The sequence below is a fragment of the Anabaena sp. FACHB-1391 genome (genome assembly GCF_014696755.1).
Lineage (GTDB): Bacteria > Cyanobacteriota > Cyanobacteriia > Cyanobacteriales > Nostocaceae > Dolichospermum > Dolichospermum planctonicum.
Genome location: NZ_JACJQS010000001.1, coordinates 36471 through 53069, shown reverse-complemented (window position 1 = coordinate 53069; position 16599 = coordinate 36471). Strand labels below are relative to the sequence as shown.

The 16599-nt window shown below is 39.3% G+C and carries 17 protein-coding genes and 2 pseudogenes; 12 read left to right on the top strand and 7 right to left on the bottom strand.

Annotation, left to right across the window (positions count from 1 at the left end; all coding sequences use genetic code 11):
* Positions 1–61: 61 nt before the first annotated feature.
* The 5 genes and pseudogenes from folD to H6F62_RS00290 form a co-directional block, all read left to right on the top strand.
* Positions 62–940, top strand: coding sequence for a bifunctional methylenetetrahydrofolate dehydrogenase/methenyltetrahydrofolate cyclohydrolase FolD (gene folD, locus H6F62_RS00310; protein ID WP_137906531.1), 879 nt, complete (start codon positions 62–64; stop codon positions 938–940).
* A 183-nt stretch (positions 941–1123) separates the two neighbouring features.
* On the top strand, positions 1124–2062 hold the full coding sequence (gene crtE / locus H6F62_RS00305; RefSeq protein ID WP_190371057.1) for a geranylgeranyl diphosphate synthase CrtE: 939 nt from the start codon (positions 1124–1126) through the stop codon (positions 2060–2062).
* A gap of 85 nt (positions 2063–2147) precedes the next feature.
* Entirely contained in the window at positions 2148–2609 is a 462-nt protein-coding gene (locus H6F62_RS00300; protein ID WP_137906420.1) for a divergent PAP2 family protein, read from the top strand.
* A gap of 301 nt (positions 2610–2910) precedes the next feature.
* Complete coding sequence (locus tag H6F62_RS00295) at positions 2911–3522, top strand: hypothetical protein (protein ID WP_137906419.1); 612 nt, start codon at positions 2911–2913, stop codon at positions 3520–3522.
* 408 nt (positions 3523–3930) lie between these two features.
* Positions 3931–4140: pseudogene (locus H6F62_RS00290) on the top strand (divergent PAP2 family protein); the annotation flags it as partial.
* A 51-nt stretch (positions 4141–4191) separates the two neighbouring features.
* Here H6F62_RS00290 and H6F62_RS00285 read toward each other — a convergent pair.
* From H6F62_RS00285 to H6F62_RS00270, 4 genes are all read right to left on the bottom strand, one after another.
* On the bottom strand, positions 4192–4845 hold the full coding sequence (locus H6F62_RS00285) for a hypothetical protein (protein WP_137906418.1): 654 nt from the start codon (positions 4843–4845) through the stop codon (positions 4192–4194).
* Positions 4846–4919: 74 nt separating this feature from the next.
* Entirely contained in the window at positions 4920–5249 is a 330-nt protein-coding gene (locus tag H6F62_RS00280; RefSeq protein ID WP_137906417.1) for an MgPME-cyclase complex family protein, read from the bottom strand.
* Positions 5250–5396: 147 nt separating this feature from the next.
* Positions 5397–6116, bottom strand: a complete 720-nt coding sequence (locus H6F62_RS00275) for an ester cyclase (RefSeq protein WP_137906416.1) — start codon at positions 6114–6116, stop codon at positions 5397–5399.
* A gap of 92 nt (positions 6117–6208) precedes the next feature.
* Positions 6209–6931, bottom strand: coding sequence for a pyridoxine 5'-phosphate synthase (locus tag H6F62_RS00270; RefSeq protein WP_028089047.1), 723 nt, complete (start codon positions 6929–6931; stop codon positions 6209–6211).
* Positions 6932–7020: 89 nt separating this feature from the next.
* Between H6F62_RS00270 and H6F62_RS00265 the strand changes: the two are divergent.
* From H6F62_RS00265 to H6F62_RS00235, 7 genes and pseudogenes are all read left to right on the top strand, one after another.
* Positions 7021–7236, top strand: a pseudogene (locus H6F62_RS00265) (DNA cytosine methyltransferase); the annotation flags it as partial.
* Positions 7237–7346: 110 nt separating this feature from the next.
* Positions 7347–8024: a deoxyribose-phosphate aldolase gene (gene deoC / locus H6F62_RS00260; RefSeq protein ID WP_137906415.1), complete on the top strand. Its 678-nt coding sequence runs from the start codon at positions 7347–7349 to the stop codon at positions 8022–8024.
* A gap of 29 nt (positions 8025–8053) precedes the next feature.
* Complete coding sequence (gene recO / locus H6F62_RS00255) at positions 8054–8983, top strand: DNA repair protein RecO (RefSeq protein ID WP_137906414.1); 930 nt, start codon at positions 8054–8056, stop codon at positions 8981–8983.
* Complete coding sequence (locus H6F62_RS00250) at positions 8967–10613, top strand: MFS transporter (protein ID WP_137906413.1); 1647 nt, start codon at positions 8967–8969, stop codon at positions 10611–10613. The genes recO and H6F62_RS00250 overlap by 17 nt, the downstream gene beginning before the upstream one ends.
* 274 nt (positions 10614–10887) lie before the next feature.
* Positions 10888–12036, top strand: coding sequence for a glycosyltransferase family 4 protein (locus tag H6F62_RS00245; protein ID WP_137906412.1), 1149 nt, complete (start codon positions 10888–10890; stop codon positions 12034–12036).
* Between the two features lie 310 nt (positions 12037–12346).
* Positions 12347–13315, top strand: a complete 969-nt coding sequence (locus H6F62_RS00240) for an orange carotenoid protein N-terminal domain-containing protein (protein ID WP_137906411.1) — start codon at positions 12347–12349, stop codon at positions 13313–13315.
* Between the two features lie 235 nt (positions 13316–13550).
* On the top strand, positions 13551–13670 hold the full coding sequence (locus tag H6F62_RS00235; protein WP_137906530.1) for a DUF29 family protein: 120 nt from the start codon (positions 13551–13553) through the stop codon (positions 13668–13670).
* Positions 13671–13706: 36 nt separating this feature from the next.
* On the opposite strand, the gene H6F62_RS00230 is transcribed toward H6F62_RS00235, so the two are convergent.
* From H6F62_RS00230 to gpmI, 3 genes are all read right to left on the bottom strand, one after another.
* Positions 13707–14480: a peptidase gene (locus tag H6F62_RS00230; RefSeq protein WP_190371106.1), complete on the bottom strand. Its 774-nt coding sequence runs from the start codon at positions 14478–14480 to the stop codon at positions 13707–13709.
* A gap of 21 nt (positions 14481–14501) precedes the next feature.
* Positions 14502–14735 (bottom strand): preprotein translocase subunit SecG, encoded by a 234-nt coding sequence (gene secG, locus H6F62_RS00225; protein WP_137906409.1) that lies wholly within the window; start codon positions 14733–14735, stop codon positions 14502–14504.
* 199 nt (positions 14736–14934) lie between these two features.
* The gene (gene gpmI, locus H6F62_RS00220) at positions 14935–16533 is read right to left on the bottom strand and encodes a 2,3-bisphosphoglycerate-independent phosphoglycerate mutase (protein ID WP_190371056.1); all 1599 of its coding nucleotides are present in this window, start codon (positions 16531–16533) and stop codon (positions 14935–14937) included.
* Positions 16534–16599 lie beyond the last annotated feature (66 nt).

The window sequence follows — 16599 nt, the reverse complement described above, 5'->3', positions numbered from 1 at the left end:
ACAAAAGATCAGGATGCAGACGAAAGATGAAAATCAAAAACTTTTCCCTATTCCCTTCTTTATGAATATACAAACTGCCAAAATACTAGATGGTAAGGCATTAGCCGATAAAATTCAAATAGAACTCAGCGAGACAATCACTAAATTACAGGGTAAAATTGGCCGACCTCCTGGTTTAGCAGTATTAATGGTTGGTGATAACCCAGCATCAGCCGCTTATGTCCGCAACAAAGAAAAATCCTGTGCTAAAGTGGGAATTACCTCTTTTGGTAAACACTTCCCCACCCAAACCAGTCAAACTGAACTGGAGGAAGTCATTGCTGAACTCAACGAAGATGAAAGGGTAGATGGAATTTTGGTACAATTGCCCTTACCCAATCATTTAGATGCTGTCAGTCTACTACATCGAATTGCACCGGATAAAGACGCTGATGGACTCCACCCGGTGAATTTAGGGCGACTGGTACGGGGTGAAACAGGTCTACGCAGTTGTACTCCCGCGGGTGTGATGCGCTTATTAAGGGAATACAAAATTCCTTTACAGGGGAAAAAAGCCGTAGTGGTAGGACGTAGTATTTTAGTAGGGAAACCCATGGCATTGATGTTATTAGAGGCTAATGCTACAGTCACAATTGCTCATTCAAAATCTCAGAATTTACCGGACATTACCCAAAATGCTGATATTCTCATTGCAGCCACAGGTATTCCGGGGATGATTACCGCTGATATGGTAAAATCGGGTGCGGTTGTGGTAGATGTAGGGATAAATCGAGTTACAGATAACAGTGGCAAAAGTCGTTTGGTTGGTGATATTCAGTTTGAAGCGATCGCTAATGTAGCAGAATATATTACCCCTGTTCCTGGTGGTATCGGTCCAATGACGGTGGCTATGTTACTGCAAAATACTGTTTCTAGCTATTTACAAAGAACAGACAATTGAGAAATAATTTTTATGAATGCGGCTTCAAACTCCTGGAGATTGTAAACTTTGAATCTCCAATCCAAAATTTAAAATCTAAAATCTAAAATTCCGTGAGTGTTTCCGTCCCCAACCTCCGTAAAATTAGTATACAGATCGCAAACAACAGCCCCATATTTTGAACAGTTAAGAGGAATACAAAGCATGGTAGCAACGGATGAAAAATTGACAACCCCAAAAAAATCAGAGTCGGCTAGTTTTAACCTCGCTACCTATCTCAAAGAACGACAACAGCTTTGCGAACAGGCTTTGGATAATTCCATTACCGTCGTTTATCCAGAAAAGATTTATGAAGCCATGCGCTACTCCCTCTTAGCTGGAGGTAAACGAGTTCGTCCTATTCTCTGTCTGGCTACCGCCGACATGATTGGTGGCACAATAGAAATGGCCATGGCCACAGCTTGCGCGGTAGAAATGATCCATACCATGTCACTGATTCATGATGATTTACCCGCTATGGATAATGATGATTATCGTCGTGGTAAATTGACAAATCATAAAGTCTATGGTGAAGATGTGGCTATTTTAGCAGGAGATGGTTTATTGGCCTTAGCTTTTGAGTATGTGGCCGCCCAAACTCCTGAAAATGTACCCAAGGATAGGGTTTTACAAGTAATTATTCGTCTGGCCAAGGCTTTGGGTGCGGCTGGCTTAGTCGGTGGCCAGGTAGTAGATTTAGAATCGGAAGGTAAATCAGATATTTCCCTAGAAACTCTGAATTTTATTCATAATCATAAAACCGCAGCCCTGTTAGAAGCTTCTGTAGTTTGTGGAGGAATTATTGCCGGTGCATCTGCTCAAGATGTGCAAAAATTAACTCGTTATTCTCAAAATATTGGTCTCGCTTTCCAAATCATTGATGATATTCTAGATATTACTGCTACCCAAGAACAGTTAGGTAAAACCGCTGGTAAGGATCTAGCAGCTAAAAAAGTCACCTATCCTAGTTTGTGGGGAATTGAAGAATCTCGCGCTAAAGCTCAACAACTAGTTGCTGAGGCTTGTGCTGAATTAGAATTTTATGGGGAAAAAGCTATTCCTCTCCAAGCGCTCGCTCATTTTATCACCAGCCGCAATCACTAACCTCTATTTTGGATTTTGGCGGCTTGTATCCTCATTTTTCCTCCACACAACCACTACTCACACTTACTAACCTCACCAAAATACCATGCAGGACATAGGCATAGGCGAAATTATTAACAACCGGGTGCTGTTGGTTGCGCTTGTAGCTTGTTTTTTGGCTCAAGGATTAAAGCTGATCGTTGAGTTAGTCAAACACCAAAAATTAGATGTGCGTGTCCTAGTCACGACTGGGGGTATGCCTAGCGCCCATTCAGCCCTAGTGACAGCCCTAGCAGACGGTGTAGGACAAACTTTGGGCTGGGCATCTCCAGAATTTGCTCTAGCTGCGGTTTTTGCTATTATTGTTATGTATGATGCTGCTGGTGTCCGTCAAGCTGCCGGTAAGCAAGCCCGGATACTTAATCAAATGATTGATGAATTATTTCATGAAAAACCGGACTTTTTCCAAGACCGTCTCAAGGAGTTATTGGGACATACACCAGTTCAAGTTATTGCTGGTTCGGTTCTGGGTGTAACTATTTCTTGGTTAGCTAGGGCGGCCTACTAGTCATTGGTAATTGCCCGGATTTCCCAGATGATCAACCTATTACAAATGGTGTTGGTTATCCTTTGTGATACAATAGTATGGCAAGTAGATACGCAGCATATATGACAACCATACTTAGAGAAAAAGCATTAGTCCTTCTGCGTCGGGCTTTGAATAACCCAAACGCTGATTTTCGTGATGTACAATGGGAAGCTATAAGTAGGTGAACGGAAAAAAACCGACATAAGTAACGAAAAGTAAAGTTGCCCAAAACCTGTTCCCTGTTCCCTTGTCATAAGGATTTAAGGATTGACACAATTTTATGGCATTTAGCAATTATAAAAGTATTAGTTCAGTCATTAAAAAATTTCAAATCAAGTATGTGCAATCTAATTTTATGTTGGAAGTAGAATTTCCGGCTAAGGAATCTTTTAAGGAGGAATTAGACTTGCTATTTACAGATGGAGTTATTGATAACTCCGAAGATGCTATTTGTGAAAATCTCATTTATCCAGTATTGAAAGAAGTATGGAAACCTTACCGAAGTAAATTAACTCTTTGGAGTCATGAAGCATTAGCTTATGATGAGGATTTATCAGGTATTCCTGATTATACTGTGACACAGCGAAACTCTTTAAGTACAATTGTTTTTGATAAACCTTATTTTTTGATAGTTGAAGCTAAACAAGACAAATTTGAAGAAGGTTGGAGTCAGTGTTTAGCTGAAATGATCGCAGTTCAGAGAATTAATGATGATTTTGTTAGTGATATTTTTGGAATTGTTTCTAACGGGAAAATATGGCAATTTGGAAAGTTGGTTGGTGATGTATTTACTCGAAATAAAAATCTGTATATGATTCAAGATTTAGATAAATTATTTGCTGCGGTGAATTATATTTTCCAACAATGTGAATTAAAAATCCAAAAACATTAAAATAATTTCTCGTTCCCATCTCTCGTTCCCATACTCTATATGGGAATGAATTCTAGAAGGCTCTGCCTTCAAAAACAGTGGAGTCTGGAGTCAGAGCCTCTGTGATAGCATTCCCAGTCTCCGACTGGGAATGAGATAATTACGAATAGGAACTATTTTGAACCTTTAAGATGTGCAGTTTCAGAGTTTTTCAACTGGGATACTGCGGTTGTTGAGTTATTCGCAGCTTTGATTATATTATACGAAATACCCCGGATTTCTCACCAAAGCGAGGCGCTCCGTAGGAATCGCATTGTTTATCAGAAATGCGGGTTAGCGACTTTCATCGCCACCTGAAGAAAACCACAGCTATCAAGTATTCATCATGACTAAACAAGAATTTGAACGACAAAAACCCCGGGATCAAGGATTATTGTTATGTATGATGCCGCTGGTGTCCGTCAAGCTGCCGGTAAGCAAGCCCGGATACTTAATCAAATGATTGATGAATTATTTCATGAAAAACCTGACTTTTTCCAAGACCGTCTCAAGGAATTATTGGGACATACACCAGTTCAAGTTATTGCTGGTTCGGTTCTGGGTGTAACTATTTCTTGGTTAGCTAGGGCGGCCTACTAGTCGTTTGTCATTAGTTAATAAACAACTAACAACTAACACAACTAAGAATTATCAACGCACAATTGAGCGTAGTAAAACCACTTTCCGACCATCTGCTAAAATGGCCACAAATCCGGTTTCACTGAGTTTTTTTAATGTATTGTATGCTTCTTTTTGATTGGTAGTATAAACTGCGAGTAAGTAAGGGCGTTGTCCATAGGATACAAAACCTACATCACCTCCTACAGCGTTTCGCAGACTACTAACCATTTCTGGACGGTTAAAATAATCTACCAGAATTGCATAACCTTCCCCTAATATTTTGGGGTCGTAGGTGATTTTTGTAGTTTGTGTGTTTGGTATTGTTTGAGTTGCTTGTCGGGTCACTGGTTCTGTTGCACGAGTGGTAATAGTGGCAGATAAACCAACTATATTTTGAATATACCTCGCCCAACGGTTGGCATCATCAATATTTGTAAAACCACCAACTCGCGTTACTGTTTGGTTGTTATACTGACAAACAACTGTTTTTTGCTCAGTCGGTAATGCAGTACGCAACTGCTTTTGATTTTCCGGTGTCGGACTCAATACTAATAATAAATATTCCCCTATATTTGGTTGTTGACAATTAGCAAAATTTTGTTGAGCAATAACAGGATGAATATTGCTAATTAAGGGGGCAAATGCTAATAATAAAACACCCGATAAAGTTGGTAATTTTTGCATAATATCATAATATTGATAATTGATAATTGGGGAAAAGGTGAAATTATGATTTGTTCCCTATTCCCTGTTCGCTATTAAGAAACGGTGCTAAGAGAGGCTATTGCATTAGGTATAGTGTGAGAAGGGGCTGAAAATTCTCCAGTAATGACATACTCTAATCGTAATTTTAGCCAGGTAATAAATTGGGCATTAGTGGAAATAATTGCTGCTGCTGGTTGAGGACATTTCTTTTTAATATCTCTCATTTCTGGTGCTTCTAAAAAAGCAGGTTGCTTGACTAACCAAAAATCAATTTCTTTTTCTTGTTCATGATAGTGACGAGTCCGTTCTTTGAGAACTTCATCTATTGGTTCTTCTTCTATGAGAAAGTGTTGACTGGCCAAAACGTAATAATATTTTTCCATTTTCTGTGTTTACTGACTAATCCATAATTCTATGGTAAGGTGTTAACATCCCCGACTTCTAGTATTGATTCATCATTTCATTGACATCATGAAAACAGAAGTCAGGAATGTAATAATGGTACAGTATTGAAGCTGTACCCCGCATAATTAACTTTTCTTTAATCCCTGAAACCAAGAACCAAAGGGACAACCACTACCTTTATTATTGTCACTATTTTCTATTTTGCCACCTGCTGTCAACTTTTCCAAGAACAGGGCATTATCAAAATAGTGTTCTAAGGAAACAATTTTTAAATCATCGGTAACATGGGCAACACTCATACCGATCATTTCTACTGTTTCCCCCGTTGGTGCATAATCTTTGTATTTACCCTGAAAATGTCCCCAGTGTCGCCATTTGAATGTAACATGAGGCGGACCTGAATAAACTGCTAATACTTCCCAGGGAAATCCTTGGGGAAAGGTACTATGAAAGATATCATGGGATGATTCAAAACTTTCTTCAGAAGCTTTGTAATGTTCAGAGTCAGCCATAAATAAATTATAAGTACCTTTTGCACCTAATTCAGCAGCGGTATATTGTTGGCCGCCATTGCTGCTCACCCGGAATTTGTCATTAACGACAGATAACCACTGTTGGGGGTTGGTTTTCCATGAAACTTCCATTTCAAAGGTTCTGACTAGGTTTTCCACAATTGCTTCCAGTGTACCTTCTAAATGATGGTGAATACTCTCTTTAGCTAGGTTCTGTTGAGAACGGGTATAGTCAGGTGGCTTTTGATAGCGCCATTGAGCGTCTGTACTGGCTGCAATTACCTTAGCTCTGTCCTGTACCCATAGGGGTAAGTTATTCGGTGTAGAACTCATAAAAGTTTCAAGTCTGACTTTAATTTAATTTACAGGATTTCGCAACTAATACTCCCCAGTAGCAAGAGGTAAAAGATCAGAATTTTACCCAATTACCAATTACCCCCCATTGCTGCTTTCATTTCTCGAACTGCTCTTTCTATACCTACCAAAGCGGCTCGACTAATGATAGTATGACCAATATTGAGTTCTTCCATACCTGGAAGCGCGGCCACAGGGTAAACGTTCCAGTATGTGAGTCCGTGACCAGCATTTACCCTTAAACCCGCTTTAATGGCTTGTTCACAGCCCTGGGCTAATAAAGCTAGTTCCCGCTGACGAGTTGTTTCGTCTTTGGCTTCTGCATATTGTCCTGTATGCAGTTCAATAAATTTGGCTTTTACCTTGACAGATGCCTCGATTTGTGGTAATTCGGCATCTATGAACAAACTTACGGGAATGCCAGCATTTTGCAGTTTATCCACTATTGCCCCTATTCTAGCAGTTTGTCCGACAATATCTAAACCACCTTCTGTGGTCACTTCTTCCCGCTTTTCTGGTACTAGGGTAACATAATCAGGTTTGATGTCTAAGGCTATGGCTAACATTTCCTCGGTCGCAGCCATTTCTAAGTTTAGATGAGTTCTGACGGTTTGCCGCAATAGTCGCACGTCTCGATCTTGAATATGTCTTCTATCTTCGCGTAAATGGGCAGTAATGCCATCTGCACCTGCTAATTCCGCTAGTAATGCTGCTGCTATGGGGTCTGGTTCTACTGTACGCCGAGCTTGACGGATAGTAGCTATATGATCAATATTTACACCGAGTGTAGGCACGTCTGGTTTCTCCTGCTTTGCTGTCTTTTACTGTCTTCAGATGTTGATTTTAGCGGAAATACTAATAATTTTTAATTTTTTAATTCAATGGTAATAATGAAGTCCATTTACATCCTTACAAAATTAGGCGTATTTCTGTAGCAGAAGCTTTAGCAATTCAATCTTTACCCGCTAATTTTTCACTCCCAGGAAATATGTCACTTACGAATATGTTTAAAACTGTTGGCAATGGTGTACCATACTTAGCAGCAAAATCATTAGCACAAACTATTCTTGACTTTTTAAACAGTGGTTTGCCAGAATAGTCGCACGCTCTATACTACTAATTTCTGACTTCTCCTGATCTGTGGTTTAATATATAAGAAATACTTTAATTTTCATCAAGTTTAATAAACTCTACACCAAAATAAAAACGATGGCATTAGACTATCCAAACATTGATATTGCACCATTTATTGACCACTCTCTGCTATTACCAATTGCCACCCCAGAACAGATAAGTCAATGGTGCGATGAAGCATATAGATATAACTTTGCTTCCGTTTGTGTAAATCCCTGCTATGTCAAGCAAGCAGCAGAACTATTATATAAAAAAAATCCTCGAATTTGTACGGTCATTGGCTTTCCCAATGGTGCAAATACCTCAGCCGTGAAATTATATGAAGCTAAAGAAGCAGTAGATAATGGCGCTACTGAGTTAGATGTAGTTATTAATTTAGGCTGGTTAAAAGCCGGGAAAACAGACGAAGTTCACCAGGAAATTGCCACAATTTGCGAAGAAGCCGGACAGCCTGTTAAGGTAGTTTTAGAAACTAGTCTTCTTACTGATACTGAGAAAAAAATAGCAGCAGAATTGGCTATGGATGCTGGTGCAGCATTCTTAAAAACCAGTACAGGTTGGAATGGTGGGGCAACTGTAGCAGATATTAAGCTGTTAAAGGAAATCGCAAAAGATCGGGTAGGAATCAAAGCATCAGGGGGTATTCGTACACACAATGAAGCCTTAGATCTAATTATAGCTGGTGCGACTCGATTAGGCACATCCCGTGGTGTAGATTTACTTCGTCAACGTAATAACCCGGTCGGGGAATAGATAATATGAAAATTTTTTACTAGTAACTAATGACTAAAACCTACAAAGCAACTGGTATCAATCTCAAAACTCAGCCCCTGGGCGAATCGGATAAAATAGTCACAATTCTTACCCAGGAATTTGGTTTAATTCGGGCAGTGGCGACTGGGGCGCGTAAACAAAATTCCAGTCTGGGCGGTAAAATGGGGATGTTTGTGATTAATGAATTACTAATTTCTCCCGGCAAAAATCTCAATATAATTATTGAGGCTGAAACTATTAAAAATTATCCGGGTTTATCTAGGAATTTGGGTAAATTAGCTGCTAGTCAATATTTAGCTGAAATAGTCTTATGTCAATTTTTAAGCGAACAACCCCAAATAGAAATTTATGAATTATTTAATAAACATATTCAGCGTATAGAATATATACCTGGAACAGAAATAAAAGCTGTAGTCGCTTGTTTAGTTCAAGGTGTATTTCAGCTTTTAAATTTAGCGGGTCTAAAACCACAAGTAGAATTTTGTTGCTTAACACAGCGGTTTTTAACTCCAGACTGGAAAAATCCCCATTGGCAAGTTGGATTTAGTATTCCCTCTGGTGGGATAATTTGTTTAGAGGCCTGGAAAAATTTGCAACAGCAAATACAGCAGGGAAAATGGGAACATCGGAAAATGAACGGAAAAACAAAGACAAATGTTACCAATACCCAATCCTTGGCCTCTGACCCTAGTGATAAAACGGTTTTTTATCAGCAGGAGTTACCAGTTGTTTCTTACCTGTTGAACGGAAAAGAACTGTTTATGCTTCAACATCTGTCGGAAATAGAGATAATACAAATAGATGCAGCCGACTATTCTGGATGGTTAGCTGTTGAGCAAGTTTTACGCCAGTACGTCCAGTATCATTTAGAACGACCAATTCACTCTGCCACTTTGATTGACTCTTATTTTGCCACTAACCATGATGCAATCGTCTGATTTAGATAGAAAAAGCCGAACTCACTCACCTAGCGAAGCTAAAAAAAACCATAGATCATCAGATCATAATGTTGCTTCTTCACCTAAACTAAGTCATATTCATAGTTCAGAAATATCACTCAATAATATTTCTGAATCTGGAAGTTTTACGTCAGAAATTCCCTTGACTAATATCCCTAAACCACTAGAAATTACCCAGATAAATGGCAAAATTAATTGTGATCAGGATCAGGACTCAGTAGCAACGGAAATAATACCAGAAACTCCACCAATAATGGATAGTGGTTCGGGAGGTCAAGATTCAGAAAATCATCAACGAGCGGGTTTTTTACCTGTATTAAAAAATCAGAATTTCCTGGCTCTTTGGGCAGGTCAAGTTTTTTGTCAATTAGCTGATAAAGTTTATTTAGTATTAATGATCGCTTTGATTAATAGCCAGTTTCAAGCTAGTGATCAAAGTATTAGCGGTTGGGTTTCCGCTTTAATGATGGCCTTTACAATTCCCGCAGTATTATTTGGTTCTCTTGCTGGAGTGTTTGTAGATCGTTGGTCAAAAAAAGTTGTTTTGGTAGCATCAAATATTTGGCGCGGTATTCTGGTTTTACTCATTCCTGCTTTATTATGGTTCACTCATAATTGGCAGCCTGTGGGAGTTTTACCAGTGGGTTTCTTGATTATTTTAGGTGTGACTTTTCTGGTTTCTACCCTAACACAATTTTTTGCACCAGCCGAACAAGCCGCCATTCCTTTAATAGTAAAAGAACAAGATTTGCTTTCCGCTAATTCTCTTTATACAACAACAATGATGGCTTCCGTAATTGTTGGTTTTGCAGTCGGAGAACCAGTTTTAGCATTAGCAGATAAACTGTGGATACAATTAGGTGGTAGTGGTGGCTTGGGAAAAGAAATTTTGGTCGGTGGTAGTTATGCGATCGCTGGGTTAATATTATTCTTACTCCAAACTAACGAAAAACCTCACCCCCCAGAAACAGAATTTCCCCACGTTTTCTCAGACCTGCGCGACGGGTTACGTTATCTCCAAGAAAATCATCGCATCCGTAATGCTTTATTACAACTAATTATCTTATTTTCTGTCTTTGCAGCCCTCACTGTTCTGGCTGTGCGCATGGCGGAAATTATTCCTAATATGAAAGCCTCTCAATTCGGCTTTTTACTAGCCTCCGCAGGTGTCGGTGTTGCTGTGGGGGCGACAATTCTCGGCCAATTTGGTCAACGTTTTTCCTACAAACAACTCAGTTTTTGCGGTTGTATCGGCATGACAGCCTCTTTAATTGGTTTATCATTATTTACAACCCAACTCTTACCTGTACTCTTATTTATAGCCCTAGTGGGCGTATTTGGCGCTTTGGTCGGTATACCCATGCAAACCGCAATTCAAACTGAAACACCCCCAGCTATGCGCGGTAAGGTATTTGGACTGCAAAATAATGTGATTAATATTGCTCTCTCCCTCCCCCTGGCTTTAGCAGGTATAGCAGAAACTTTTATCGGCTTAAAAGCAGTATTTTTTACCCTAGCCGTCATCGTCTTATGCGGCGGTCTCTTTACCTGGTACAATACTGGTGCATCTGAGGATGCTAAATCATCAACAACTGCATCAAAATCATGAATTTCATGCTAAACTTAATCCAGTCAGATGGAAAATAGCCTTGGCTGGAAACAAACTAAATAATCAGTATATTAAGTTGTGATTAAGTAAATATTTCATAACTTTTTAATATTTATCATCAATAAAGTTATTTATTGAATTTTTAATTACCAAGATTATTTAGTTTTTCAATTACCTGTAACTGAATTTTTATCATCAACGAAAATTCTGTTATCACAACTGCATAATTAAAACAGTATAGTTGACACCCGCCTTTTTTATAGATAACCAAAGAATGCGTATAGCTTGGATTGGAAAAAAAACGCCCTTTTGTGGTAACGTCACCTACAGTCGAGAAATTACCAACGGCTTATTAGATAGAGGACATGAGGTTAGTTTTCTACACTTCGCTCAGGAAGAAGCCACCACGGACAACTGGCCGAATTTTCAAGAAGTTCCCCTACCATTTATCTACAAGTCCCAGGTTTACACTATTCCCTCTTTTAAAGCAACTAAAGTTTTGAAAGATTCCCTCAGAGAAATTAAACCAGATATAGTCCACGCTTCTCTGACTTTATCAACTCTTGACTTCGTTTTACCAGAAATTTGCGAAGAATTAAATTTACCTCTAATTGCAACTTTTCACACTCCATTTGCAGGTAAAGGAGCAAAATTATTATCTAGTACCCAACTCTTAGCTTATCAACTTTATGCCCCTTTTTTAGATCATTATGACCGCGTAATTATTTTTTCCCAAATTCAGAGAGAATTACTCTCAAATATGGGGGTGCGGGAAAACAAAATTGCTGTAATTCCTAATGGTGTAGATCCTATTAAGTATTCTCCCGGATATTCCCAAATCAAAACAGAATTTGGCGCTGAACGTTTATTTGTGTACCAAGGAAGAATCGCTCAGGAGAAAAACGTTGAATCTCTCTTGCGTGCTTGGAAACAATCAGATATGGGAATTAATACAAAATTACTTATTGTCGGTGATGGTCCATTAAAACCTTCTTTAGAATCCTTTTATGGGCGAGAACATGGGATCATCTGGTTAGGATTTATTGCTGACGAAAATCGCCGCATCGAAATTTTACGGGGGTCTGATGTATTTATTTTGCCTTCTTTGGTAGAAGGTCTATCCCTATCCCTATTAGAAGCAATGTCCTGTGGTTTAGCCTGTTTAGCTACTGATGTCGGTGCTGACGGAGAAGTTTTAGAACGGGGTGCAGGTGTAGCAATTAATACTAGAAGCGTGCGATCGCAGTTAAGAACCCTCTTACCACTATTTCAAGATCATCCAGAACTAACAACATTGTTAGGACAAAAAGCCAGAAAACGGGTATTGGAACGCTATACCCTGAATGATAACATCACCCAATTAGAAGAGCTTTATCATCAAGTCGTCGTACAGCGGCCTTTAACACTGAGTTGGGGTGTTTAGGTAATTTCATCGTTTCTTCTTGACAATCAATAAACACCTCTAGCAGAGACGTTTCATGAAACGTCTCTACAATGGTTATAAAAAAATGCACTTACCTCTAGCTACTTCTGGAGGAGGAAGATATTTATTATTTATTCATTTATGATGAATGACCACATTTAATCTATTTTGTCAAGTCGTAATTTCCATGGCTTTACAAAAATTAAGATTTCCGTTACATTACTTTACATAAAACCTAAGTTCATCATAAACATTTTTAACTTAAGTTTTCATAGCGACTAATAAACACATAATCTTGGAGATTCCAATTGTGGCATTAACTATCCAGTCTGCTCAAACTATTTTTTCTAATACTCAAGTTCCTAGTCCAATTCCCGCAACTATAGCCTTGTTCGATCAACTTAACGTTGATGATCAATTAGCTTATCTTTGGTACGCTTATACTGAAATGGGTAAAACCATTACTCCTGCTGCACCAGGAGCGGCACGCTTACAATTAGCCGAGGGTTTGCTTAATCAAATTAAGCAAATGTCCAGTGAAGAACAAACAAAAGTCATGCGGGATTTAGCCAGTCGCGCTGATACTCCTATTAGCCGTGCCTATGGTTTCTTCAGTGTAAATACTAAACTAGCGTTCTGGTACGAGTTAGGAGAATTGATGAAACAGGGAGTTATTACCCCTATCCCCGTTGGTTATCAAATGTCCCCTGGTGTAAAATTTGTATTAGAAACTACACAAAAACTTGATCCAGGTCAGCAAATTACCGTATTGCGAAATACTGTAGTAGATATGGGATTTGATACTTCTGACCTCGGTCCTAGTAGTTATCCCAAAGCAGCTACAGAACCTGCTTTCCAACGCACAACTCCAGTGATTTCCTCGGTGAAAATTGACGGCATTACAGAACCCGCTGTGTTAGGCTATATTGAAGCCATGAATGCAGATAATTTTGATGCTGCTATTGCGCTATTCACTACTGACGGTGCGCTACAACCACCATTCCAAAAGCCAATTGTGGGACGGGAAGCGATCGCTAAATATATGCGCGAAGAAGCACAAGGACTTAACATGATGCCGCAACAAGGTATCTGTGAAGTTCAACCAGACGGTTCTAAGCAACTGAAAATTACAGGAATCGTCCAAACTCCTTGGTTTGGTGTTACTGTCGGTATGAATATTTCTTGGCGGTTTTTGATCAATCCTGAAGGAAAAATATTTTTTGTAGCTATTGATATGCTGGCATCTCCTCAAGAACTCATGAACCTGCGTCGAGTTTAATCAAATCAAGAGGCTGTTAACAATAAAGTTGGCATCAAACCGTTTTAACAGCCTCCAAACTGGCAAATTATAAAGTATAAGGTATTGACACTGGGCGAAAAGTTTGTTATGATGTAAGAGACGAGGAAGAACTATCTTCCATGTATAAGCGTAATTAATAAAATATTAAGCTAAGTCACCAAATCATCAAGAATTAACCACTAACTTACGCAACAATTTAGTATAAAATACTAATCTGATTTACAGTAATGCTTTAGATTATGTTAAAATCAAAAGAAAATTAACTAACTTACCAGAACTCTGTCCCTACACTTTAGGTCAGATTTTAGACAAAAACTGGTTGCGTTTATCTTAAAATATCTTAAAATATCATATTTTCCGTCGGGAAAATTTAATCCTTCCCTAAAACAGACCAACCCAAACCTGTAGGTTGTTCATAAACCCGTTTTAAAGTATTTACATCTCTAACAGAAATAAACGGTGGTTTGCGAACTTGAGAAAAATACATTGTATCAGTTGGTAACAAACTATGACCCCAAATACCTAAAGCATGGCCAAGTTCATGACGCGCTGCCGATAGTACATATTCACCAGTTTGACTGGGACTCAACAGAATTGTAAACCTGTGAGATAGAATATTATTTGCAGTATATAAATCATAAGTAGTTAAAGCCGAACGCGCACGAGGTATTTTACTATTAGGTTCAAGTTGTAAAGGTGGAACTTTACGAATAATTTTAATATCAGCAATATCAGATTTTTCTACTACCTGTAAAGGTAAATAAATACTCCATTCTTCAACTGCTTTTAAAACATTGCCAACCCATATTTGTGATTGTTTTTCACCAATATCTTTTGGTGTTTCTATATTCACCTTTACCGGAAAATTTGACCAAATTAAATAACCAACTTTAGTAGATTTGATTTGATCAAAATAATCACCACTATTTGTTTTATCGTGCCATTTTACCAGAGTTGGTGGTAAAGAATGGTGCTTTTCAAGCACAGATAGAGAATTAGATAATTGAAAATTTCTCTCCTGTTCGCTAAAAACAGCATTAACTGGAAAACTAGTAAAAATAACTAACAGTCCTGTACTTATTGCTAAAATCAGAACTGCCATTAACCGTCGCCAAAATCGTTGATTTTGGGTAATTTTCCCCATTTTCCCCATTTTCATTCGCAACTACTTGGGCAACCAATTAGCACTTAAAACCACAGTCAAACCCATAAAAACCACCGTTAACGCCCAAGTAACTCTATTTAAAGTATTTTCGGCACTTTTGGTACTTGTGAACAATTGTGCTTGTCCACCAATAGCACCAATTCCGTCACCTTTAGGACTATGTAACAAAACCAGAACAATTAAACCAAGAGCAGAAAATGCCCAAATACCTTGTACGATGTTAGTAATTGTCATATTAGAAATGTTGGTTATAAGAAGTCATCAAACAATCAGGGATTTAGCTAAATTGGCGGTTAGAAACCGCGTCTACACAGGCAAAACCCACCAGCGTAGGTTTCAAAATCTTGATTTTTCTTGAGTCCGCGCCGGCGGACTTTGATTGTGTAGCTGCGACTTCCAGTCACCAGGACTAAACCCCTAACATTTTACAATTTTACAAGCCCACCTGTACAGGAGTACGAGTTAATTGTAAATCATATTCTGCGGCTTTGAGTAATGATCGCCCGGTCATTTCCTGGGGTTGGGATATTTGTAAAATATCCAGAATAGTTGGGGCAATGTCGGCTAATTTGCCATCATTTCTTAATTCCACATTTGTTCCATATCCTGGTATTTTGGCTTTTTCACCCTCTACCAAAATTAAGGGAACTGGGTTGGTAGTATGCGCTGTCCAAGGATTACCGCCATCATCTAGCATATACTCAGCATTGCCGTGATCAGCAGTAATAATTGCCGTACCACCAGCTTTACCAATTGTATCAATCAGACGACCCAAACAAAGATCTACCGTTTCAATAGCTGTTACTGTAGCCGGTATTTGTCCCGTATGCCCTACCATATCAGGGTTAGCATAGTTCATCACTACTAGGGAGTAGATGCCTTTTTTAATAGCAGCGATCGCCACATCCGTCACAGCTTGTGCTGACATCGCTGGGGCTTGATCATAGGTCGCTACCATGGGACTACTGACCAATTCCCGGTCTTCTCCCACACAAGCCTCTTCCATTCCCCCATTAAAGAAATAGGTGACATGAGCGTATTTTTCCGTTTCCGCAGTTCTAAACTGTTTTAAACCACGGTTAGCGATAACTTCACCCAGAATATTAGTCAGGTTTTGAGGCTCGAAAGCCACAGAAACGGGTAATTCTGGATCATATTGGGTAAAAGTTACAAAAGAAAGCGGCACAATTTGCCGTCTTTCAAAACCGTTAAAAGTTTTACTGACAAAAGCTTGAGTTAGTTCTCTAGCACGGTCAGGACGGAAATTAAAAAATATTACCCCATCACCCGATTCTACGGCACCTGGTTGCAAACGGACGGGGAGAATAAACTCATCAGTAATACCTTCAGCGTAGGATGCTTGCAATATCTCTACAGCCGAGAGTCCATTGCCTGCACCGTCTGTTGTCATTACATCGTAAGCCCGTTGGACTCGATCCCAGCGGTGATCACGATCCATGGCATAATAGCGACCACTAATAGTGGTAATTTCACCAATACCAATATCCTCTATGTATTCTTCTAGCTGCTGGATGAACCTGATTCCATCTTTTGGTTTCGTGTCACGGCCATCAGTAATCCCATGGATACAAACTTGTGAAACTTGCTGTTCCTTGGCTAAGTCAAGTAGTCCCAATAGATGGGTAATATGGGAATGCACCCCCCCATCAGAACAAAGCCCCACTAGATGTAACTTGCCATTAGTGGAACGGACTTCCTGGCAAATTTTCACCAGGGCTGGGTTTACCCTTAAAGAACCGTCTTCTACAGCATCTGAGATCCGTACCAGTTCTTGCGGTACGACCCGACCAGCGCCAATGTTCAAATGACCAACTTCCGAGTTGCCCATTTGACCTTCTGGCAACCCTACGGCTTTTCCTGATGTGCGAATGAGGGTGTGGGGATAGGCTGCCCATAAACTGTCCATGACGGGAGTTTTGGCAGCAATAATAGCGTTTCCTCGCTTTTCCTCACAGTAGCCCCATCCATCTAGAATGACTAGCACCACAGGAGCAACAGGTGCTTTGGTCATAGTAAAATCGCCCTTTACTTTTTGTAATACTTGAATGATACCATTGCTAATCATTTATGGAAGTTA

Bases quoted from the DNA above. Each gene is read 5' to 3' on its own strand.
- folD (WP_137906531.1), top strand. From the start codon at position 62: ATGAATATACAAACTGCCAAAATACTAGATGGTAAGGCATTAGCCGAT.
- crtE (WP_190371057.1), top strand. From the start codon at position 1,124: ATGGTAGCAACGGATGAAAAATTGACAACCCCAAAAAAATCAGAGTCG.
- H6F62_RS00300 (WP_137906420.1), top strand. From the start codon at position 2,148: ATGCAGGACATAGGCATAGGCGAAATTATTAACAACCGGGTGCTGTTG.
- H6F62_RS00295 (WP_137906419.1), top strand. From the start codon at position 2,911: ATGGCATTTAGCAATTATAAAAGTATTAGTTCAGTCATTAAAAAATTT.
- H6F62_RS00285 (WP_137906418.1), bottom strand. From the start codon at position 4,845: ATGCAAAAATTACCAACTTTATCGGGTGTTTTATTATTAGCATTTGCC.
- H6F62_RS00280 (WP_137906417.1), bottom strand. From the start codon at position 5,249: ATGGAAAAATATTATTACGTTTTGGCCAGTCAACACTTTCTCATAGAA.
- H6F62_RS00275 (WP_137906416.1), bottom strand. From the start codon at position 6,116: ATGAGTTCTACACCGAATAACTTACCCCTATGGGTACAGGACAGAGCT.
- deoC (WP_137906415.1), top strand. From the start codon at position 7,347: ATGGCATTAGACTATCCAAACATTGATATTGCACCATTTATTGACCAC.
- recO (WP_137906414.1), top strand. From the start codon at position 8,054: ATGACTAAAACCTACAAAGCAACTGGTATCAATCTCAAAACTCAGCCC.
- H6F62_RS00250 (WP_137906413.1), top strand. From the start codon at position 8,967: ATGATGCAATCGTCTGATTTAGATAGAAAAAGCCGAACTCACTCACCT.
- H6F62_RS00245 (WP_137906412.1), top strand. From the start codon at position 10,888: ATGCGTATAGCTTGGATTGGAAAAAAAACGCCCTTTTGTGGTAACGTC.
- H6F62_RS00230 (WP_190371106.1), bottom strand. From the start codon at position 14,480: ATGGGGAAAATTACCCAAAATCAACGATTTTGGCGACGGTTAATGGCA.
- secG (WP_137906409.1), bottom strand. From the start codon at position 14,735: ATGACAATTACTAACATCGTACAAGGTATTTGGGCATTTTCTGCTCTT.
- gpmI (WP_190371056.1), bottom strand. From the start codon at position 16,533: ATGACCAAAGCACCTGTTGCTCCTGTGGTGCTAGTCATTCTAGATGGA.